General features: G+C 63.7%; 15 protein-coding genes. 14 read left to right on the top strand and 1 reads right to left on the bottom strand.

Annotated features, from left to right (window positions below; genetic code table 11):
• Position 1: 1 nt before the first annotated feature.
• Positions 2-1,102 carry a redox-regulated ATPase YchF gene (ychF, locus tag J4E58_RS10435; protein ID WP_007928338.1) on the top strand — a complete coding sequence of 367 codons (1,101 nt, stop codon included), beginning with the start codon at positions 2-4 and terminating at the stop codon, positions 1,100-1,102.
• A gap of 231 nt (positions 1,103-1,333) precedes the next feature.
• Here ychF and J4E58_RS10440 read toward each other — a convergent pair whose 3' ends face one another.
• Positions 1,334-2,356 (bottom strand): fimbrial protein, encoded by a 1,023-nt coding sequence (locus J4E58_RS10440; protein WP_087092037.1) that lies wholly within the window; start codon positions 2,354-2,356, stop codon positions 1,334-1,336.
• A 506-nt stretch (positions 2,357-2,862) separates the two neighbouring features.
• On the opposite strand from J4E58_RS10440, the gene J4E58_RS10445 reads away from it, so the two are divergent.
• The 13 genes from J4E58_RS10445 to gspK all read left to right on the top strand — a co-directional run bounded on the left by J4E58_RS10445 (position 2,863) and on the right by gspK (position 17,317).
• Complete coding sequence (locus J4E58_RS10445) at positions 2,863-3,489, top strand: response regulator (RefSeq protein ID WP_087092038.1); 627 nt, start codon at positions 2,863-2,865, stop codon at positions 3,487-3,489.
• Between the two features lie 4 nt (positions 3,490-3,493).
• On the top strand, positions 3,494-7,087 hold the full coding sequence (locus tag J4E58_RS10450; RefSeq protein ID WP_087092039.1) for an ATP-binding protein: 3,594 nt from the start codon (positions 3,494-3,496) through the stop codon (positions 7,085-7,087).
• Between the two features lie 254 nt (positions 7,088-7,341).
• Complete coding sequence (gene gbpA, locus J4E58_RS10455) at positions 7,342-8,835, top strand: N-acetylglucosamine-binding protein GbpA (RefSeq protein ID WP_087092040.1); 1,494 nt, start codon at positions 7,342-7,344, stop codon at positions 8,833-8,835.
• A 63-nt stretch (positions 8,836-8,898) separates the two neighbouring features.
• Positions 8,899-9,420, top strand: coding sequence for a cytochrome b (locus J4E58_RS10460; protein WP_087092041.1), 522 nt, complete (start codon positions 8,899-8,901; stop codon positions 9,418-9,420).
• Positions 9,417-9,968 carry a type II secretion system protein N gene (locus tag J4E58_RS10465; protein WP_062824639.1) on the top strand — a complete coding sequence of 184 codons (552 nt, stop codon included), beginning with the start codon at positions 9,417-9,419 and terminating at the stop codon, positions 9,966-9,968. The genes J4E58_RS10460 and J4E58_RS10465 overlap by 4 nt, the downstream gene beginning before the upstream one ends.
• Positions 9,965-11,866 (top strand): type II secretion system secretin GspD, encoded by a 1,902-nt coding sequence (gene gspD, locus J4E58_RS10470; RefSeq protein WP_087092042.1) that lies wholly within the window; start codon positions 9,965-9,967, stop codon positions 11,864-11,866. Before J4E58_RS10465 ends, gspD begins: the two co-directional genes overlap by 4 nt.
• Positions 11,863-13,347 (top strand): type II secretion system ATPase GspE, encoded by a 1,485-nt coding sequence (gspE, locus tag J4E58_RS10475; protein ID WP_009045573.1) that lies wholly within the window; start codon positions 11,863-11,865, stop codon positions 13,345-13,347. The genes gspD and gspE overlap by 4 nt, the downstream gene beginning before the upstream one ends.
• A gap of 2 nt (positions 13,348-13,349) precedes the next feature.
• Positions 13,350-14,564 carry a type II secretion system inner membrane protein GspF gene (gspF, locus tag J4E58_RS10480; protein WP_087092043.1) on the top strand — a complete coding sequence of 405 codons (1,215 nt, stop codon included), beginning with the start codon at positions 13,350-13,352 and terminating at the stop codon, positions 14,562-14,564.
• A 12-nt stretch (positions 14,565-14,576) separates the two neighbouring features.
• Positions 14,577-15,011, top strand: coding sequence for a type II secretion system major pseudopilin GspG (gene gspG, locus J4E58_RS10485; RefSeq protein WP_009045575.1), 435 nt, complete (start codon positions 14,577-14,579; stop codon positions 15,009-15,011).
• Position 15,012: 1 nt separating this feature from the next.
• The gene (gene gspH / locus J4E58_RS10490) at positions 15,013-15,495 is read left to right on the top strand and encodes a type II secretion system minor pseudopilin GspH (protein WP_087092044.1); all 483 of its coding nucleotides are present in this window, start codon (positions 15,013-15,015) and stop codon (positions 15,493-15,495) included.
• Positions 15,479-15,853, top strand: a complete 375-nt coding sequence (gene gspI, locus J4E58_RS10495) for a type II secretion system minor pseudopilin GspI (protein WP_087092045.1) — start codon at positions 15,479-15,481, stop codon at positions 15,851-15,853. Before gspH ends, gspI begins: the two co-directional genes overlap by 17 nt.
• On the top strand, positions 15,850-16,452 hold the full coding sequence (gspJ, locus tag J4E58_RS10500) for a type II secretion system minor pseudopilin GspJ (RefSeq protein WP_087092046.1): 603 nt from the start codon (positions 15,850-15,852) through the stop codon (positions 16,450-16,452). Before gspI ends, gspJ begins: the two co-directional genes overlap by 4 nt.
• Positions 16,445-17,317: a type II secretion system minor pseudopilin GspK gene (gene gspK / locus J4E58_RS10505; protein ID WP_087092047.1), complete on the top strand. Its 873-nt coding sequence runs from the start codon at positions 16,445-16,447 to the stop codon at positions 17,315-17,317. The genes gspJ and gspK overlap by 8 nt, the downstream gene beginning before the upstream one ends.

Below are 17,317 nucleotides of genomic sequence, written 5' to 3' on the forward strand. Positions count from 1 at the left end.
CATGGGATTCAACTGCGGCATCGTCGGCCTGCCTAACGTCGGCAAGTCCACCCTGTTCAACGCCCTGACCAAATCCGGTATCGCGGCCGAGAACTTCCCCTTCTGCACCATCGAGCCGAACAGCGGCATCGTGCCGATGCCGGATCCGCGTCTGGACGCCCTGGCCGCCATCGTGGTGCCCGAGCGCGTGCTGCCGACCACCATGGAGTTCGTCGACATCGCCGGCCTGGTGGCGGGCGCCTCGAAAGGTGAAGGCCTGGGTAACAAGTTCCTGGCCAACATCCGCGAAACCGATGCCATCGCCCACGTGGTCCGCTGCTTCGAAGACGACAACGTGATCCACGTGTCCAACAGCGTCGACCCGAAACGCGACATCGAGATCATCGACCTGGAACTGATCTTCGCCGACCTCGACAGCTGCGAAAAGCAACTGCAGAAAGTCGCGCGCAACGCCAAGGGCGGTGACAAGGACGCCGTGGCGCAGAAAGCCCTGCTCGAGCAACTGATCGCGCACTTCACCGAAGGCAAGCCAGCGCGCAGCCTGATGAAGAACATGAGCGCCGACGAAAAAGCAGTGATCAAAGGCTTCCACCTGCTGACCACCAAGCCGGTCATGTACATCGCCAACGTTGCTGAAGACGGTTTCGAAAACAACCCGCACCTTGACGTGGTCAAGGCCATCGCCGAAGAAGAAGGCGCCGTGGTTGTGCCGGTCTGCAACAAGATCGAAGCGGAAATCGCCGAACTTGAAGACGGCGAAGAGAAAGACATGTTCCTCGAAGCCCTGGGCCTCGAAGAGCCTGGCCTGAACCGCGTGATCCGCGCCGGCTACGAAATGCTGCACCTGCAGACCTATTTCACCGCGGGTGTAAAGGAAGTGCGCGCCTGGACCGTCCGCGTCGGCGCTACCGCTCCGCAGGCCGCCGCGGTGATCCACACCGACTTCGAGAAAGGCTTCATCCGCGCCGAAGTGATCGCCTACAACGACTTCATCCAGTTCAAGGGTGAAGCCGGTGCCAAGGAAGCCGGTAAATGGCGTCTGGAAGGCAAGGACTACATCGTCAAGGACGGCGACGTGATGCACTTCCGTTTCAACGTCTGACGCGTTTTTGCCGGAGCTCAGTGGCGCTCATTAGAACGCCACTGACAATAGATCTCTTTAAATAAACAATAGGGCCCCATATGGGGCCCTATTTGTTTTCAGCCACAGAAAACTGGGGAATCCGAGTTCAAGATCAAGTCAGGCCTCACCACCGATCCCTCTTCCAAGCTCTTGCAGATGTGATTGTTCCTTCTGGCTCAGTCTTCTGGAAATTATCTACACGCCTTTAGCTCACTGATAACTCATCGTGAAAGTCGCCAATCCGTTTGCACTACCAGGCGATACATTTGGCGCAATCTGCACATAACGCGCACTGAGTGGAATCTGAAATACCGACACGCCCTGCGCGATTGTGCCCGCCTTCCATTGATTAGTATTCCCAGCAGAACTGGAGTCAGGCCCATAACCGAGCACGACATCCTCTTTGAGGATATGAATGCCCAGCCCGGATGCGGTCGATGCAGAAGTGAGCGACAACGTGGTGGAGGTATTGTCTGGACGGGACACGTCCGTCAGCGTGACATAGGAGCCGATCACAGTACCCACCTCTCCCCCGGAACAAGCCAAGGTAATGGTAAAAGGGCGAAGAGGAGATGTAGCACCCATGCCGGTAAAAGTCGTGGTCGCGATGTTGCCCATCGTTACCGGAATGGCCGGTGTGGAAACGGTACAAGTGGGTCCGGACGAGATACTGCTTTGACCCGCCACCGTAACCTGCCAGTCCCTGCAGCCGCCCTCCGCGCAGTTGAATTTGCTTGTCACCCGGGTTCCAACCGACAACTTCCCACTCTGAACCGGACCTGTCTTTATCAGCTCTATCCAGATGGTTTGCACATAAGAATCATTAACCTTCCAACCGGTTGCCCCGGGGTTGTGAGTGCCTGGGCTGGTGATCGGGATGGTGACTCCACCGGGAAAATTTCTGGCCCGCCATATAGCCCACCACCTGACGCCCAAGCCAGGAATATTGGTCTCGTAGACATCGGTAAATCCTGGCGCCAGTGCTCCATTACTCACTGAGCCCCAAATGGTGGCGTTTTCAGCGATGGTCCCGTCCACCAGTGTTGACGCTTCTCGAGGGGAGGTCCAAAGCGCCGCCCCGACTTGGGCGTTTCCTGGAACAACGATATTTGCCGGCAGAGAAATACTGGATGTTCGCGGATTGAACCATCCAGCGGCAAACACCTGGCTCGGCAGAAATGCAGAGCAAATAAAAAACAGAATAAACCCGAAGATAAAAATGCTGCGCTTCATATGAGAATCATCAGTACCGTCAAGAGGGGGGTGTATCGATCAACAGGGCAACAACCTTTGCATCCGAGCGGCTTTATCAGAGAGGTTTCGTACCGTCCGATGACAGGCACAATGTGGTCGCTATTTTCTGCAAGAAAGTTCGGCCTTCTCAATGAGACAATTCTTATATTCCTAATTTCAGAGAGGAAAAATCCTAAAGTGACTTCATGCGGCCGAGGACTATCTCTATGTGGATAGGGGTTGGTTGCCGTCATTACACAGCGGCAACTCCAGGTCTCTCTATTCCCCTTGCAGGCCAAGCTCTGACGGGCATCAAATCGCCAGCCAGCCCCACCCTCTTCTCGATAGAAAACCGGAGGCTTGGGTAACTCCAAGTATGAAAGTCACGGACACTTCATCGCGCCACGCGACAGGAGTACCCTGCGCACCGCTGACACTGTCAGATACTTGCATGCGTTCTGCTTAACTCTATGCTCTCGCTACGCACGGACAGGAACCCGCCACAGATGCAAAGGAAAGTAATACTCGTCGACGATCATCTGCTGACACTGATCGGCATCCGCGCCTCGCTCAGCGGCGACAGCACGTTGCAGATCGTCGGCGAGGCCCAGAATGTCGAAGGGCTGTTCCAGCTGTTGGCCGAACAGCCCTGCGATCTGGTCGTCACCGATCTGATGATGCCCCACAGCCAACAGGCCGACGGCATCCGTCTGATCGAACAGTTGCGCCGCCGTTACCCCGAGATCGCAGTCATCGTGGTGACCATGCTCAACAACCCGGCGCTGCTGGCCTCGATCCTCAAGCTCGGGGTCCAGGGGGTGATCAGCAAGCGCGGGGTACAAGGCGACCTGCAAAAGGCCATTCGCGCAAGCCAAGCCAAACCCTTCGTCTCCCCGTCCATCCGGCATCTGTTCGACCCCGTGGAGCCTATGGCCGAGGTCGATCAACTGTCCCCTCGCGAAGTCGAGGTGCTACGCCTCTACGGCGCCGGGCTGTCGGTCAATGAAATAGCCACGCACCTCAATCGTTCCAAGCAGACCATCAGCAGCCAGAAGAGCAGCGCCATGCGCAAGCTGGGCCTGGACAGCAACGCCAGCCTCTACCTGTACATCCAGGAAGTCGGGCTGGCCTGAGACTATGCCGAACCCTCCAGCCGGCCTGCCGCGCCTGATCCTCTGGATCACGCTCTTGCTGACCAGTGTCGCGTCCCTGGGCGCCGCCGAGCCTGAGCCTGCGCCGCTGTCCCTGGCTACGCTGATGGCCATGCGTCAGACGCTGCCCCCTCGCCCGCTACGGGTCGCCGAGGTGAGCGCCTCCAACGAGCAACCCGAGCCTCGTGGCAACGATGTGCTTAACCAGATCACCAACGACTACCTGGAACACATCAGCCAGTTTCTCGAACTGCCGATTCAACGGGTGCCCTACCCTTCGGTGGACAGTGCCATCGCCGCCCTGATCGCTGGGGACATCGATCTGATGCCCCGCGCCACCGAGTACGAAAGAAAACAGCCTGGGTTCATCTACAGCAAGCCCTACCTGGACAACGAGCCGATCATCGTCGGGCGCATCGCCGACAAGGACCTGTCCCCTGACCTGGCGGGCAAACGCGTGCTGGTTCCGGCCTACTATGTGCAGGCTGAAACAGTCGGCAAGGCCTACCCCAAGGCTGAACTGATCGTGATCAACAGCATTGTCGAAGGCCTGCAGCGCCTGTCCGACGGCGAAGCCGACGCCCTGATCGGCGATCAGCTGCGCAGCAATTTCTACATGCGCAGCCTGGCCAACCTCAAGCTGCAGAACAAGTACGTCGCCAATCTGCCGGCCATGGGTTTCAGCTTCGCCGCCCGCGGGCATGAGGACAATCTGGTGCCCCTGATCAACGCCGCGCTGAAGACCGTTTCCCGGGAGCGCAAGCAGGAGATATTGCAGCACTGGGAACGCTCGCCCTGGCTGTTCGCACCGACCGACTCCTTCGCCCTCAACAGCGCGGAAGACAGCTGGCTCAAGCGTCTTCCTTCGCTGAACCTGATCGCCCACGAAATCCCCAATTACCTGTACCGCAAGGACGACGGCCAATGGGCCGGACTGGCGTTCAATGTGCTGCGCAGCCTGGCCGACGACTACCAACTGCAACTGAACATCATCGACAGCCAGTCCCCGGATATCGACCGCCAGCGCCTGGAACGGGATGAGGCGCAAATCGCCCTGTCGCTGGCACCGACTCCGGTCCGGCAAAAGAGCCTGTTATTCAGCGATGGCTTCGGCACCGAGTACTGGGCCTTCATTACCCGCGAGGGCGCCAGTTCCCCCAGCTCGCTAGCGGCCCTGGAGGGCAGGCGCCTGGCGCTCGCCGCCGGACATCCCCTGCAGCCTCTGCTCCAGAGCCGCTACCCGAGCATCGAACTGGTACTCACCGACCACTATTCCCAGGCCGTGCATCTGGTCGAACAGGGCATGGTCGACGCCACGCTGAACAGCGCCGCCGATGCCCAACTGCTGGACAATCCCCGGCTCCGGGCCGGCAAGCAGTTCCAGGCCCAGGCCGAGCCCCTGGTGTTCGCCGTATCGGCCAAGCACCCGGAACTCCTGAGCATTCTCAACAAGCTCCTGTATTCGTTGAAAACTTCGGACGGCAACCAGGACCGCATCAGCATCCAGGCGCGCCCCGCCACCAAGGGTTCGCTCTGGGCCTACCTGCCGAGCTGGGTCTGGCAAAGCGCCGCGCTGGTCCTGGTGCTGGTGCTGCTGTCGTTTTACTGGAACTGGCGCCTGCGGATTCAGATCCGCCAGCGGCGCGTCGCGCAGAATCAGCTCAAGGATCAACTGGCCTTCCAGTTCGCCTTGCTCAACGGCTTGCCCATCCCGCTTTACGTGCGTGACTTGCAAGGGCGCCTGAGCACCTGCAACCACGCTTATGAGCAGTTCTTCGGCCGGTCCCTGGACGAGATGCGCGGCACCACGCCGCAAGAGCAAGGCATCGCCCCACGCGCCCTGGCCCTGGATCTGGAGGAGCAGCACCAACGGCTGCTGGATAACCGCCAGTCGCAATTCCTCGACAGCGTGATCGAGGTCGATGGCCAGGCCCATCATATCTACCAATGGCTGGTGCCCTTCTACACCGCACTCGGCAAGCAGCAGGGCCTGCTGGGCGGCTGGATCGACATCAGCGTGCGCAAGCACCTGGAACACAAGCTGCTCGAAGCCCAGCAGCAGGCAATCGACGCCAGCGCGGCGAAAAGCCAGTTCCTCGCGACCATGAGCCATGAGCTGCGCACCCCGCTGAACGCCATGGTCGGCCTGCTGGAGCTGGAAACCAGCGGCGCGTCCCCCCCTTCGCAAAACCTCAGCATCGCCCAGCAGTCGGCGCAATCGATGATCGACCTGATCGGCAACATTCTCGATCTGGACAAGGTCGAGACCGGCCAGATGGAGCTGGTGCCCGGCCCCACCGACCTCGATCAACTATTGGCCAACTGCCTTGAGCTGTTCGCCGCGCAGGCCCGGGAAAAACACCTGGAGCTGAAGCTGCAACACCGCCTGCCCCCCGAGCGGCGCTACCAGGTGGACGCCCTGCGCCTGACGCAGATCCTTCACAACCTGCTGTCCAACGCCTTGAAGTTCACGAACCAGGGCTGGGTCGAACTGTCGGTCCAGGAGCTGGACTCGGGGCCTCGGCAAAGCCGCCTGATGTTCCATGTCAGCGACACCGGCATCGGCATCGCCGAGGATCAGCAGCCGCAGATTTTCGCGCCTTACCAGCAAGCCCACGCCGAGATCGCCCACCTGCACGGCGGTTCCGGCCTGGGCCTGAGCATCTGCAAACAGCTGGTCGAGCTCATGGGCGGCAACATCCGCCTCGCCAGTGCGCCGGGCCAGGGTTGCCGGGTCAGCTTCGAACTGACCCTGCCCTGGCAACCGGACAAGGACGAGCCGCAGCATGCCCTTCAAGGCGCTACGGCGGTGGCCGGGTTGAATGTACTGATCGTCGACGACGTCTCCACCAACGGCCTGGTGCTCGAACAGCAACTGCTCAGGCTCGGCCATCGCGGGACCTACGTCAGCAATGGCAAGGCGGCCTTGCAAGCCTGGGAGCAGGGCCACTTCGATGTGCTGGTCACCGATTGCAACATGCCGCACATGGACGGCTACGCCCTGGCCCGCAGTGTCCGTGCCGCAGAACAGGCGCGCGGGCTGCCCAGGACCCCGATCATCGGCTACACCGCCCGCGCCCTGGCAGACGAAAAGCAGCGTTGCCAGGCGGCCGGCATGGACGACCTGATGATCAAGCCCATCGTCCTCGAGCGCCTGCGGGAAATACTCGGCAAGCTGAAAGCGCCCGGGCTATCCAGTTCATCCCTCAATGCCCCCCTCACGCCGCCGCCCACCCCAGCGCCTGACGAGGAGGCTGCCGCAACGTTCGACCTGACCTACCTGGAGGGCTTCCAGAGCGATCCGCAGCTCAAGGAGCGCTTGCTCCAGGAGCTGCGCCGGAACCTGGAGCAGGAGCGCGAGCTGCTGAGCGCCCCGCTGCCCGACACGCCGGAGTTCCTCGAACAGTGGGTCCACCGGGTCAGCGGCCTGGCCTGCACGGTCGATTCGCCGGCGTTGATGCGGGCCTGCCTCGACCTGCAACGTGCGGCTCGTGGAAGCGAGCAGGACCTGGAGGCGCAACGCCACGCGGTGCTGTCGGTCATCGAACGCATGCTGCGCGATATCGAACGCCACGGCTGACCCGTCCCGGGCAGCCCTGAGCAACAATCCCGGCCCTGGGCAACCCCAGGCCGCCCTCCTGAAACATTTTGTTCCATTCCCTGGCTCGCCGTTTCGTACTCGTCTCATACAAGGCAAAAGCCCCGCTCGGCATCCTAGGCCCCCTTCGAAGCCGGGCGCCGCGGACCAGGAACACTCCAGCTCGACCCATTGGGCGGCCGGCATCGAAGAACTCAAAAAAAGACTCTTTCATATCCCTAATTCAAGGTGATTCGATGCTTCATAACACCCGCGCCAGCGCCATGCGCAAGCTTCCGTTGGCCATCACCCTCGGCCTGGCTTCGCTGGCCAGCCAGCAAGCCTTCGCCCACGGTTATGTCGAAAGTCCGAAGTCCCGTGCCTTCATGTGCTCCGCCACCGGCGGTAACCTCAACCGCGATTGCGGCCCCGTCACTTACGAACCGCAGAGTGTCGAGTACTCGCCATCGGTCCAGCATCACTACCCCAAGGATTACTGCTCGGGCGACTTCACTAAATGCGGTCCGGCGAACGGCACCATCCCGGCGGGCGGCATCACCAGCTTCTCGCAGCTCAACGAGCAGACGGCGACCCGCTGGGAGAAAACCACGATCAAGCCGGGCATGAATGAATTCACCTGGCACTACTCCGCCGGTCACGCCAGCGCCTACTACCAGTTCTACATCACCAAGAAAGACTGGAACCCGAACCAGCCGCTGACCCGCGACTCCTTCGAGATGACCCCGCTGCTCAATGAAAACGCCGGTGGCGTGCGTCCGCCGGCCGGTGGCAAGACCCAGCACAAGGTCAACATTCCTGCTGACCGTAGCGGTTACCACGTGATCCTGGCGACCTGGAAAATCGCCGACACCGCCGCCACCTTCTACCAGGCCATCGACGTCAACATCGACAACGATGGCGCGCCGATTCCTGACTGGAAAATCCTCGGGGCCGTACAGCCTGAACAACTGCAAGTCGGCGACAAGGTCAGCACTCGCGTGTTCACCAATGCCGGCGAACAGCAGAACCGCCAGACCCGCCTGAACATCGAGACCGCCGAGCAGGCCAACGCCAACACCTGGCCGTTCCTGTTGGCGGAAAAGGTCAACAAGGCCAATGCCGGTTATGTGATGGGCGAGCTCAACGCCAACAACGAAGTCGTGCCCAACTACGGCAAGAACACCATGTACGCCAAGAACAACAGCGACGTGGTGCGTGTGGAAATCCAGAAAGAGCAGCCGAGCATTCCTGGCGAGCTGAAACTTTCCGGCCTGCAGGCCGAGTACACCTTGAAGGACAACGCCACCGACCTGCACTTCAACGCCATTGCCCAGGGCGGCAAGTACACCATCAGCTCGACGGTCTTCAACGGCAAGAACGAAAGCATTGCTCACGTACAAGCCGAGCCTGGCAACAACACGCCGCACTTCTCCATCCCGCTGCGTAACGTCAGCGAAGGTGAGTACGACGTGGTAGTCGTGGCCAAGCCGGAGAAAGGCGAGCAGCTGCAACAAAGCCAGCGCATCACCCTCAAAGCCGAAGAAGTGGGCGGCGGCGGTGATTACGACTTCGTCTTCCCCAAAGGCCTGACCGGCTACAAGGCCGGCACCAAGGTCCTGGCCAAGGACGGCAACGTCTATGAGTGCAAGCCGTTCCCTTACAGCGGCTACTGCATCCAGTGGAACGCTGGCGCGACTCAGTTCGAGCCTGGCGTTGGCAGCAACTGGAAGGACGCCTGGATTCGCAAGTAATCCATAACCTGACCAACCGCAGCGTGGTGCCCCGGCACCGCGTTGCGGACCTTGGGAATCGACATGAATCACCCTCACTACTCAAGACCGCGCAGGCTGCTGCACTGGCTGTTCGCCGCCGTTGTGCTATGGGCCACGATCAGCGGCTATGCCAGCGCCCTGTTGCAGCCGCCAAGCTCGGTCCAACAGGCGATCGCCTTTATCAATGTCTCGCTGACCACCCTGCTGGTGCCGCTGTTCGTCCTGCGGCTGTTCTACCTCGTGCGTCATCCCGCTCCGGCGGCGCCCGCCCATCAGAGCGCGGCTGAGCGCAAGCTGGTGCATGCCGGGCATGCCGCCCTGCTGGTCACCCTCGGCACCGTGCTGTTCAGCGGCGTGCTGATGATGTCGCGCCCGATCGACCTGTTCGGCCTGCGGCTCCCGCAACCCTTGCAGGACCCGGCGGCCATCACCTTTTTCGAAGAGCTTCACCATTACAGCTGCATGGCCCTGGCCCTGCTGGTGGCCGGCCATATCGCCGCGGTGATCCTCCACCAAATGCGCGGGCACGGCGTGCTCAAACGCATGCTGCCCAAACGCCCATGAAAACGCTGCTCTCATGGCGCCCGCGCGGCTCCGGCCAACGCTACCTGCTGCCCGCCAGCCTGGTCGCCCTGGGTCTCTGGCTGAGCTGGCTCGGCCTCGACAGCTGGAGCTACCGGCAAGTCGTGGCGGGCCAGCCGGTGCCGAACGCGGTACCGAGCGCCAGCGCCGAAAAGCTGCTGCCCGCGCCCCTGGACGATCGCAACATCGCCAGGGTGTTCGGCGCCGTGCCGGTCGAATTCGACAGCGCGCAGGCCAGCCTGCCGCTGGTCCTGCTCGCCAGCCTGCTGGGCAACCAGCCCGAACAATCCAGGGCCCTGATCCAGTACGCCGACAGCCGGGCCTTCTACTCCCCGGGCGAACGCCTGCCCGACGGCACGCTGCTCAAGAGCGTCAGCGCCGATCAGGTGGTGGTGCTGCGCAACGGCCGTGAACAGAACCTGCTGCTACCCGGGCGCCAGCTGCGCCTGCTCAGCCCCCAGACAACCCCACCGGAGGTCGCCGACCGAAAAGCCACGGCCCTTCTGCGAGCGATAGAGAACACACCATGAAACTGTCCAAGATTGCAGGCGCCGTGCTCAGCCTCGGCCTTCTTTTGAGTGCCATGCCCAGTAGCGCGGCCCTCACCACCCAGCGCCTGTGGACGCTGAACATGAAGGACGCCGAACTGCGCGACCTGGTCAGCGAAGTCGGTGAAATCACCGGCAAGACCCTGGTGGTCGATGCCCGGCTGCAAGGCAAGGTCAGCGTGCAATCGTCCAATGCACTGGACAAGGACGGTATCTACTCGCTGTTCCTCAGCGTGCTGCGCAGCCAGGGTTTCGTAGCCCTGGACCAGGGCGACCGGGTGCTGATCGTGCCGGCGGTGGAAGCCAAGACCAAATCCAGCGAGCAATCGGGCGATGAGTTCGTGACCCGGGTCCTGGACCTGCGCAACGCCAACGCCGCGGAAATCTCCGGGGTGGTGCGCCCGCTGGTGAGCGACGACGCCTATGTCGCGCCCTCGGCCAGCTCCAACGCGCTGGTGGTTTCCGACAGCGCCAGCAACGTCGAGCGCATCCGCCAGGTGGTCAGCGAACTGGACCAGGCCGGCAACCGCTCGTTCAGCACCGTGGCGCTCAAGCACGCCTGGGCCAGCGATGTGGCCCGGACCCTGAACGAAAGCATCAGCCAGACGGGCAACGGCCCCAGCGACGCCAAGGCCGTGGGCGACGCCCGCAGCAACCGGGTGATCCTCGCGGGCTCCGCCCAGGCCCGCCAGCGCATGACCGCTCTGGTCAAGGCCATCGACGTGCCGAGCAATGCCAATGACAGCGCGCGGGTGGTACGCCTGCACCACAGCGATGCGAAAAAACTCTCGAAGCTGCTCGACGGCATCGGCAAGCGCCTGGAAGACGGCAATCGCGGTGGCGGCGAAGGCAAGGGCGGCGGCAACTCGATACTGGTGAGCGCCGACGAAAGCCAGAACGCCCTGGTGCTGATGGCCGACCCGGCGCAACTGAGCATGCTCGATAAAGTCATCACCCAGCTGGACCAGCCACGGGCCCAGGTGCTGGTGGAAGCGGCCATCGTCGAAGTCAGCGGCGACATCAACGAAGCCCTCGGCGTGCAATGGGCCGCGCGCGCCGGCAACGTCGCCGGCGGCACCAATTTCAGCGGCACCGGCCTGTCGATCGGCACCCTGCTGGGTAACGGCAAGGACAAGAACATCACCCTGCCGGACGGCGCCATCATCGGCATCGGCACCAGCAATTTCGGCGCGCTGGTCACCGCCCTGTCCAGCGACTCGAAGAACAACCTGCTGTCCACCCCGAGCCTGCTGACCCTGGACAACGAAGCGGCGGAAATCCTCGTCGGCCAGAACGTGCCCTTCCAGACCGGCTCGTACACCACCGACACCGCCGGCGCCAGTAACCCCTTCACCACCGTGGAACGCCAGGACGTCGGCGTGACCCTCAAGGTGACGCCGCACATCAACGAGGGCAACACCCTGCGCCTGAAGGTCGAGCAGGAAAGCTCGGAACTGGCCAGCGCCCCGCCCGGCATCACCACCAGCGACGTGATCACCAACAAGCGCTCGGTGAAAAGCACCATCCTCGCCGACGACGGGCAGATCATCGTGCTCGGCGGCCTGATCAAGGACAACGTCAAGACCCAGGTCAGCAAGGTGCCGGTGCTGGGCAGCATTCCCCTGCTCGGCCGGCTGTTCACCAGCACCAAGGACGTCACCGAAAAGACCAACCTGATGGTCTTCCTGCGGCCGACCCTGGTGCGCGGCAGCGCCGATGCCGTCAACGTCAGCCAGCGCAAGTACGACGACCTGCGCAAGCTGCGCGCCAACGGCGACAGCCGCAGCGGCCTGGCCCTGCCCGCCGACTCGCGCCAGCTGTTCGATGCCGCCCCGCAGGATGGGACCCTCGACATTCGCGCCAGAGAGCCACGCCGATGAACCCGGTCGCGCGCCTGCCCTTTGGCTTCGCCAAGCGTCATGGGGTCCTGCTGGAATCCCTGGAAAACGGCCTGCGGCTTTATTGCCGGGCCGACACGCCGGTGGAAATCCTCGCCGAGGTCCGCCGTTGCCATGGCCCGTTGCGGGGCCAGCGGATACTCGACGCCGCACAGTTCGCCGAGTTGCTGGCCGAGCACTATCGCGATGGCCGCGACGACGCCATGCAAATGGCCGAGGGCCTGGGCGACCAGATCGCCGGCCAGGACGACCTGGCCAGCCTGGCCGAGCAACTGCCGCAGATCACCGACCTGCTGGAGCAGGAAGACGACGCGCCGATCATTCGCCTGATCAACGCGATCCTCGGCGAGGCGGTGAAGGTCAAGGCTTCGGATATCCACCTGGAAACCTTCGAGCAGCACCTGTCCGTGCGCCTGCGGGTCGACGGCCTGTTGCGCGAAGTGCTGCGCCCGCGCCGGGAACTGGCGGGCCTGCTGGTGTCGCGGATCAAGGTCATGTCCAAGCTCGATATCGCCGAGAAGCGCATCCCCCAGGACGGCCGCATCGCCCTGCGCATCGGCGGCCATGAAGTGGACGTGCGGGTCTCCACCCTGCCTTCGGCCTACGGCGAGCGGGTGGTCATGCGCCTGCTCGACAAACAGGCCGGGCGCCTGAACCTGGGGCGGCTGGGCATGGCCGAGGCGATCCGCGACAAGCTGGAAGACGCCCTGCTGCGCCCCCACGGCATCCTGCTGGTCACCGGCCCTACCGGCTCCGGCAAGACCACCACGCTGTATGCCGGGCTCAGCAGCCTGAACAACCAGACGCGCAACATCCTGACCATCGAAGACCCGGTGGAATACCACCTGGCCGGCATCGGCCAGACCCAGGTCAACACCAAGGTCGACATGACCTTCGCCCGTGGCCTGCGCGCCATCCTGCGCCAGGACCCGGACGTGGTGATGGTCGGCGAGATCCGTGACCGGGAAACCGCCGACATCGCCGTGCAGGCCTCCCTCACCGGCCACCTGGTGCTGTCCACCCTGCACACCAACAGCGCCATCGGCGCCGTCACCCGCCTGCTGGACATGGGCATCGAGCCCTTCCTGCTGTGCACCTCGCTGCTCGGCGTGGTCGCCCAGCGCCTGGTGCGGGTGCTCTGCGGCGATTGCAAGAGCGCCGCGCCGGCCGACGCCGCGGCCTGCCGCCAGTTGCACCTCGACCCGCAACAGGCCCCGGTGCTCTATCACCCGGTCGGCTGCCCGGCCTGCCAGCACAGCGGCTATCGCGGCCGCCAGGGCATCTACGAACTGGTGCTGTTCGACGAACCGCTGCGCCAGTTGATCCACGAAGGGGCTGGCGAGGCCGCCTTGACCCAGTACGCGCGCCAGCATGCCCACAGCCTGTTCGCCGACGGCCGGGACAAGGTGCTGCAAGGCGTCACCAGCGTCGAAGAACTGCTACGTGTAACCCGGGAGCACTGACCGTGGCCGCCTACGAATACCTCGCCATGTGCAACGCCGGGCGCAAGACCCGCGGCGTGCAGGAAGCCGACAGCGCGCGGCAGGTCCGCCAACTGCTGCGCGAACGCAACCTGATCGCCCTGCAGGTCAAGCCGGCCCGCGGGCAAAAGGACCGCTCTGGCGCCACGCTGACCAGCAGCCAACGCCTCAGCCCGGCGCAACTGGCCTTGCTCACCCGCCAGCTGGCGACCCTGGTCCAGGCCGCTCTGCCCCTGGAAGAAGTGCTGGCCGCGGTCGCCGCTCAATGCAGCAAACGCGCGCAGCAAAGCATGATGCTGGCGATCCGCGCACGGGTGCTGGAAGGCCATGACCTGGCCCGAGCCATGGGCGAATACCCGCGCGCCTTCACCTCGATGTACCGGGCCACGGTGGCCGCCGGCGAACGCGCCGGCCACCTGGCCCAGGTACTGATGCAACTGGCCGACTACACCGAGGCCCGGCATGCCGCCCGCCAGCAGCTGCAGCTAGCCATGTTGTATCCGAGCATCCTGCTGCTGGCGGCCTTCGGCATCGTCGGCTTCCTGCTCAGTTTCGTGGTGCCGGATGTGGTCACGGTGTTCATCGACAGTGGCCAGCGACTGCCGGTGCTGACCCGCGGCTTGATCGCCACCAGCGACTTCGCCCGGGACTACGGTCTGCTCCTGCTGCTGATGCTCGGCAGCCTCGCCGCCGGCCTGCGCGTGGCCCTGCGCAAGCCCGCCCTGGCCATGCGCTGGCATCAGGCCCAGCTGCGCTTGCCGGTGATCGGGCGGGTCATCCAGGCCAGCAACAGCACCCGTTTTGTCAGCACCCTGGCGATTCTCGGACGCAGTGGCGTGCCACTTGTTGATGCTCTGGAGATTTCCGCCGAAGTGGTCGCCAACCAGCAGATTCGTACTCGTATGAAAGACGTGGCGCGTGCCGTACGCGAAGGTAGCGGGCTGACCCGGGCCCTGGAACAGAGCGGCGATTTCCCGCCGATGATGCTGTACATGATCGCCAGCGGCGAACGCTCGGGGGAACTGGACGGCATGCTCGAACGCGCCGCCCACCAACAGCAGACCCAGCTGTCCAACGGCATCGCCATGCTGGTCGGGCTGTTCGAGCCGGCGATGCTGGTGTTCATGGGCGCCAGCGTGCTGGTGATCGTCCTGGCGATCCTGATGCCCATTCTCAACCTCAACCAACTCATCACCTGAAGAGCACACAACATGCGCAACCCTTCCCGCCAACGCGGCTTCACCCTGATCGAGATCATGGTGGTCGTGGTGATTCTCGGTGTCCTGGCCGCCCTGGTGGTCCCGCAGATCATGAGCCGTCCGGACCAGGCCAAGGTCACCGCCGCCCGCAGCGACATCAAGGCCGTGGCCACCGCCCTGGAAATCTACAAGCTCGACAACCATCACTACCCGTCGACCCAGCAGGGCCTGGAAGCCCTGGTGAAGAAACCGGCAGGCATGCCGGCGGCCCTCAACTGGAACCCCGACGGCTACCTCAAGCGCCTGCCCAAGGACCCCTGGGGCAACCCTTACCAGTTCCTCGCCCCGGGTCGCGAAGGTTCGGCCTACGACCTGTACTCCTTCGGTGCCGACGGCCGCAACGGCGGCGACGGCACCAACGCCGACATCGGCAACTGGGAGCCTTGAAGTGCGCAAGCCAATGGCGGGTTTCACCCTGCTGGAGCTGCTGGTGGTCATGCTGATCATCGGCTTGCTGGCCGGCATGGCCGGGCTGGTCCAGAGCGACTCGAGCGGGCAGAAGGCCCGGCGCGAGGCCGAACGCCTGCAAAACCTCATTGGCTTGCTGCGCGAAGACGCAGTGTTGAACAACCTCAATCACGGCCTGCGCCTGGAGCCGGACCACTACACAGTGCTGAGCCTCGACCGCGGCGGCCAGTGGCAGGCCGACAAACGCTTCAAGGAACACCGGCTGCCCGGCGAGCTGCGCCTGAACCTGCAGGAGCCACCAGGCCCAAATAAAGGCCTGGGCCAGGGCAAGGAGCCGCAACTCTGGGTACTGGCCAACGACCAGATCTCGCCCTTCAGCCTACAGCTGGAGTACCGCCAGCAACCGCTGCTGTCGCTGTCCAGCGACGGTGTCGAGGAGGTGCGTCTTGCCCCGGTGCAATGAACAGGCGGGCTTCACCCTGCTGGAAGTGATGGTCGCCCTGGCCATTTTCGCCGTGCTGTCGCTGTCGCTCTACAGCGCCACCGAACACCTGATCGGCAACAACGGCGGCCTCAGCGAACGGACCCTGGCGCAATGGCTGGCGGACAACCGCCTGAACGAACTGCGCGCCGGCATGCGCCAGGCCCAGAGCCAGCACCAGGAACCGATCCGCTTCGCCGGGCGCGACTGGCTGCTGACCAGCGAAACCGCCGCGGCGCCCGACCCGCGTCTGCTGAAGATCGTGCTCGAAGTCTCCACCGACGCCCCCGTGCCCCGACAGCGCGCGCGCCTGGCCGGTTACCTGGAGGCCCGCCCATGAAACGCCGGCAACAGGGCTTCACCCTGCTCGAAGTGCTGATCGCCATGGCCCTGTTCAGCTTGCTCGGCCTGGCCTGCTATCAACTGCTCGAACGCATGATGCACACCGACCAGCGGATTCATCAGCACGAACTGCAACTGCGGCGCCTGCAACGCGCGGTGGGCATCTTCGAACGTGACCTGACCCAGGCCATCGCCTACCCGGTCAATGGCAGTTCGGCGCGCCAGGCCCTGATCGGCGAGCCCGGGCGGATCCAGCTGGTACGCGGCGGCTGGAGCAATCCCTTGCAGCAGGCACGCAACGACCTGCTGCTGGTCACCTATCGCTGGAGCGACAAGCAATGGCTGCGCGAATACCGCAGCCCGGTGGACGGTCCCGACCTGTCCGGCACCGCCGCGCAACAACTGCTGCTCGATGGCGTCCACCTCGAACGCCTGCGCTACATCGACGACCAGGGTAAGGCCCATTCCAACTGGCCCGTCGGCCAGGCGCCATTGAGCCTGCCCCAGGCCATCGAGCTGGAACTCGACGCCCCCGGTTATCCCGGCCTGCGGCGGGTGATCCTACTGCCGGGCTTCAAGGGGCTGGACCATGGTTAAGGCTTGTAGACAACGGGGCATCGCGCTGATCAGCGTGCTGTTGATCACCTCCCTGGCGACCCTGATCGTCAGTGACATGCTGGCCCGCCAGCGCCTGAGCCTGATCGGCAGTTCCAACCAGCTGTTGCAGCAACAACTGTGGCAACTGGCGCTCAGTGGCGAAGCCTGGGCCCGCGGCCAACTGCGCGATGACTGGCAGGGCGAACCGGAACCCAAGCGCGTACACCTGGGCCAACGCTGGGCCCACAGCACGCCGACCTTCGACATCGACGGCGGGCGTATCCGCATCCAGCTACAGGACCTCGGCGCGCGCTTCAACCTCGGCACCTTGCGCACGCCCAACGACCGCATCAGTCGTGTGCGCTACCAGCGTTTGCTCAAGGAACTCGACCTGCCGCCCCACGACCCCACGCGCCTGCCGCCGGTCCGTGGTTTCGACGGCAAGCCGCTCGCCTGGAACGACAGCAGCGAATTGATGCGCCTGGAAGGCGTCGACACAGCGGTCATGGAACGCCTGCGGCCCTGGGTCAGGACCACGCCGGGAGCCCTGAACCTCAACACCGCCCCGGCCGAACAACTGGCCAGCCTGGGCCAGCTCGACCTGGCCCAGGCCGTCGCCCTGGTGCAGGCGCGTCCCGCCGATGGCTACAAGACGGTGCAGGAGTTTCTCGACGCCCCCGTGCTGAAACAACACGAGATCAACAGCCAGGGGCTCGATGTCAGCAGCCGCTATTTCCAGGCGCTGCTGGATGTCGAACTGGGCGACCGCCAATTGCGCCTGATCAGCCGCCTGCGCATCGAGCAGGACGGCCAAGTCAGCGTACTGCAGCGCACCCTCGCCGCCCCTTCCCGTTTTCCGGAGTAA

This window comes from Pseudomonas sp. FW305-25, from assembly GCF_017351415.1.
GTDB lineage: Bacteria > Pseudomonadota > Gammaproteobacteria > Pseudomonadales > Pseudomonadaceae > Aquipseudomonas > Aquipseudomonas chlororaphis.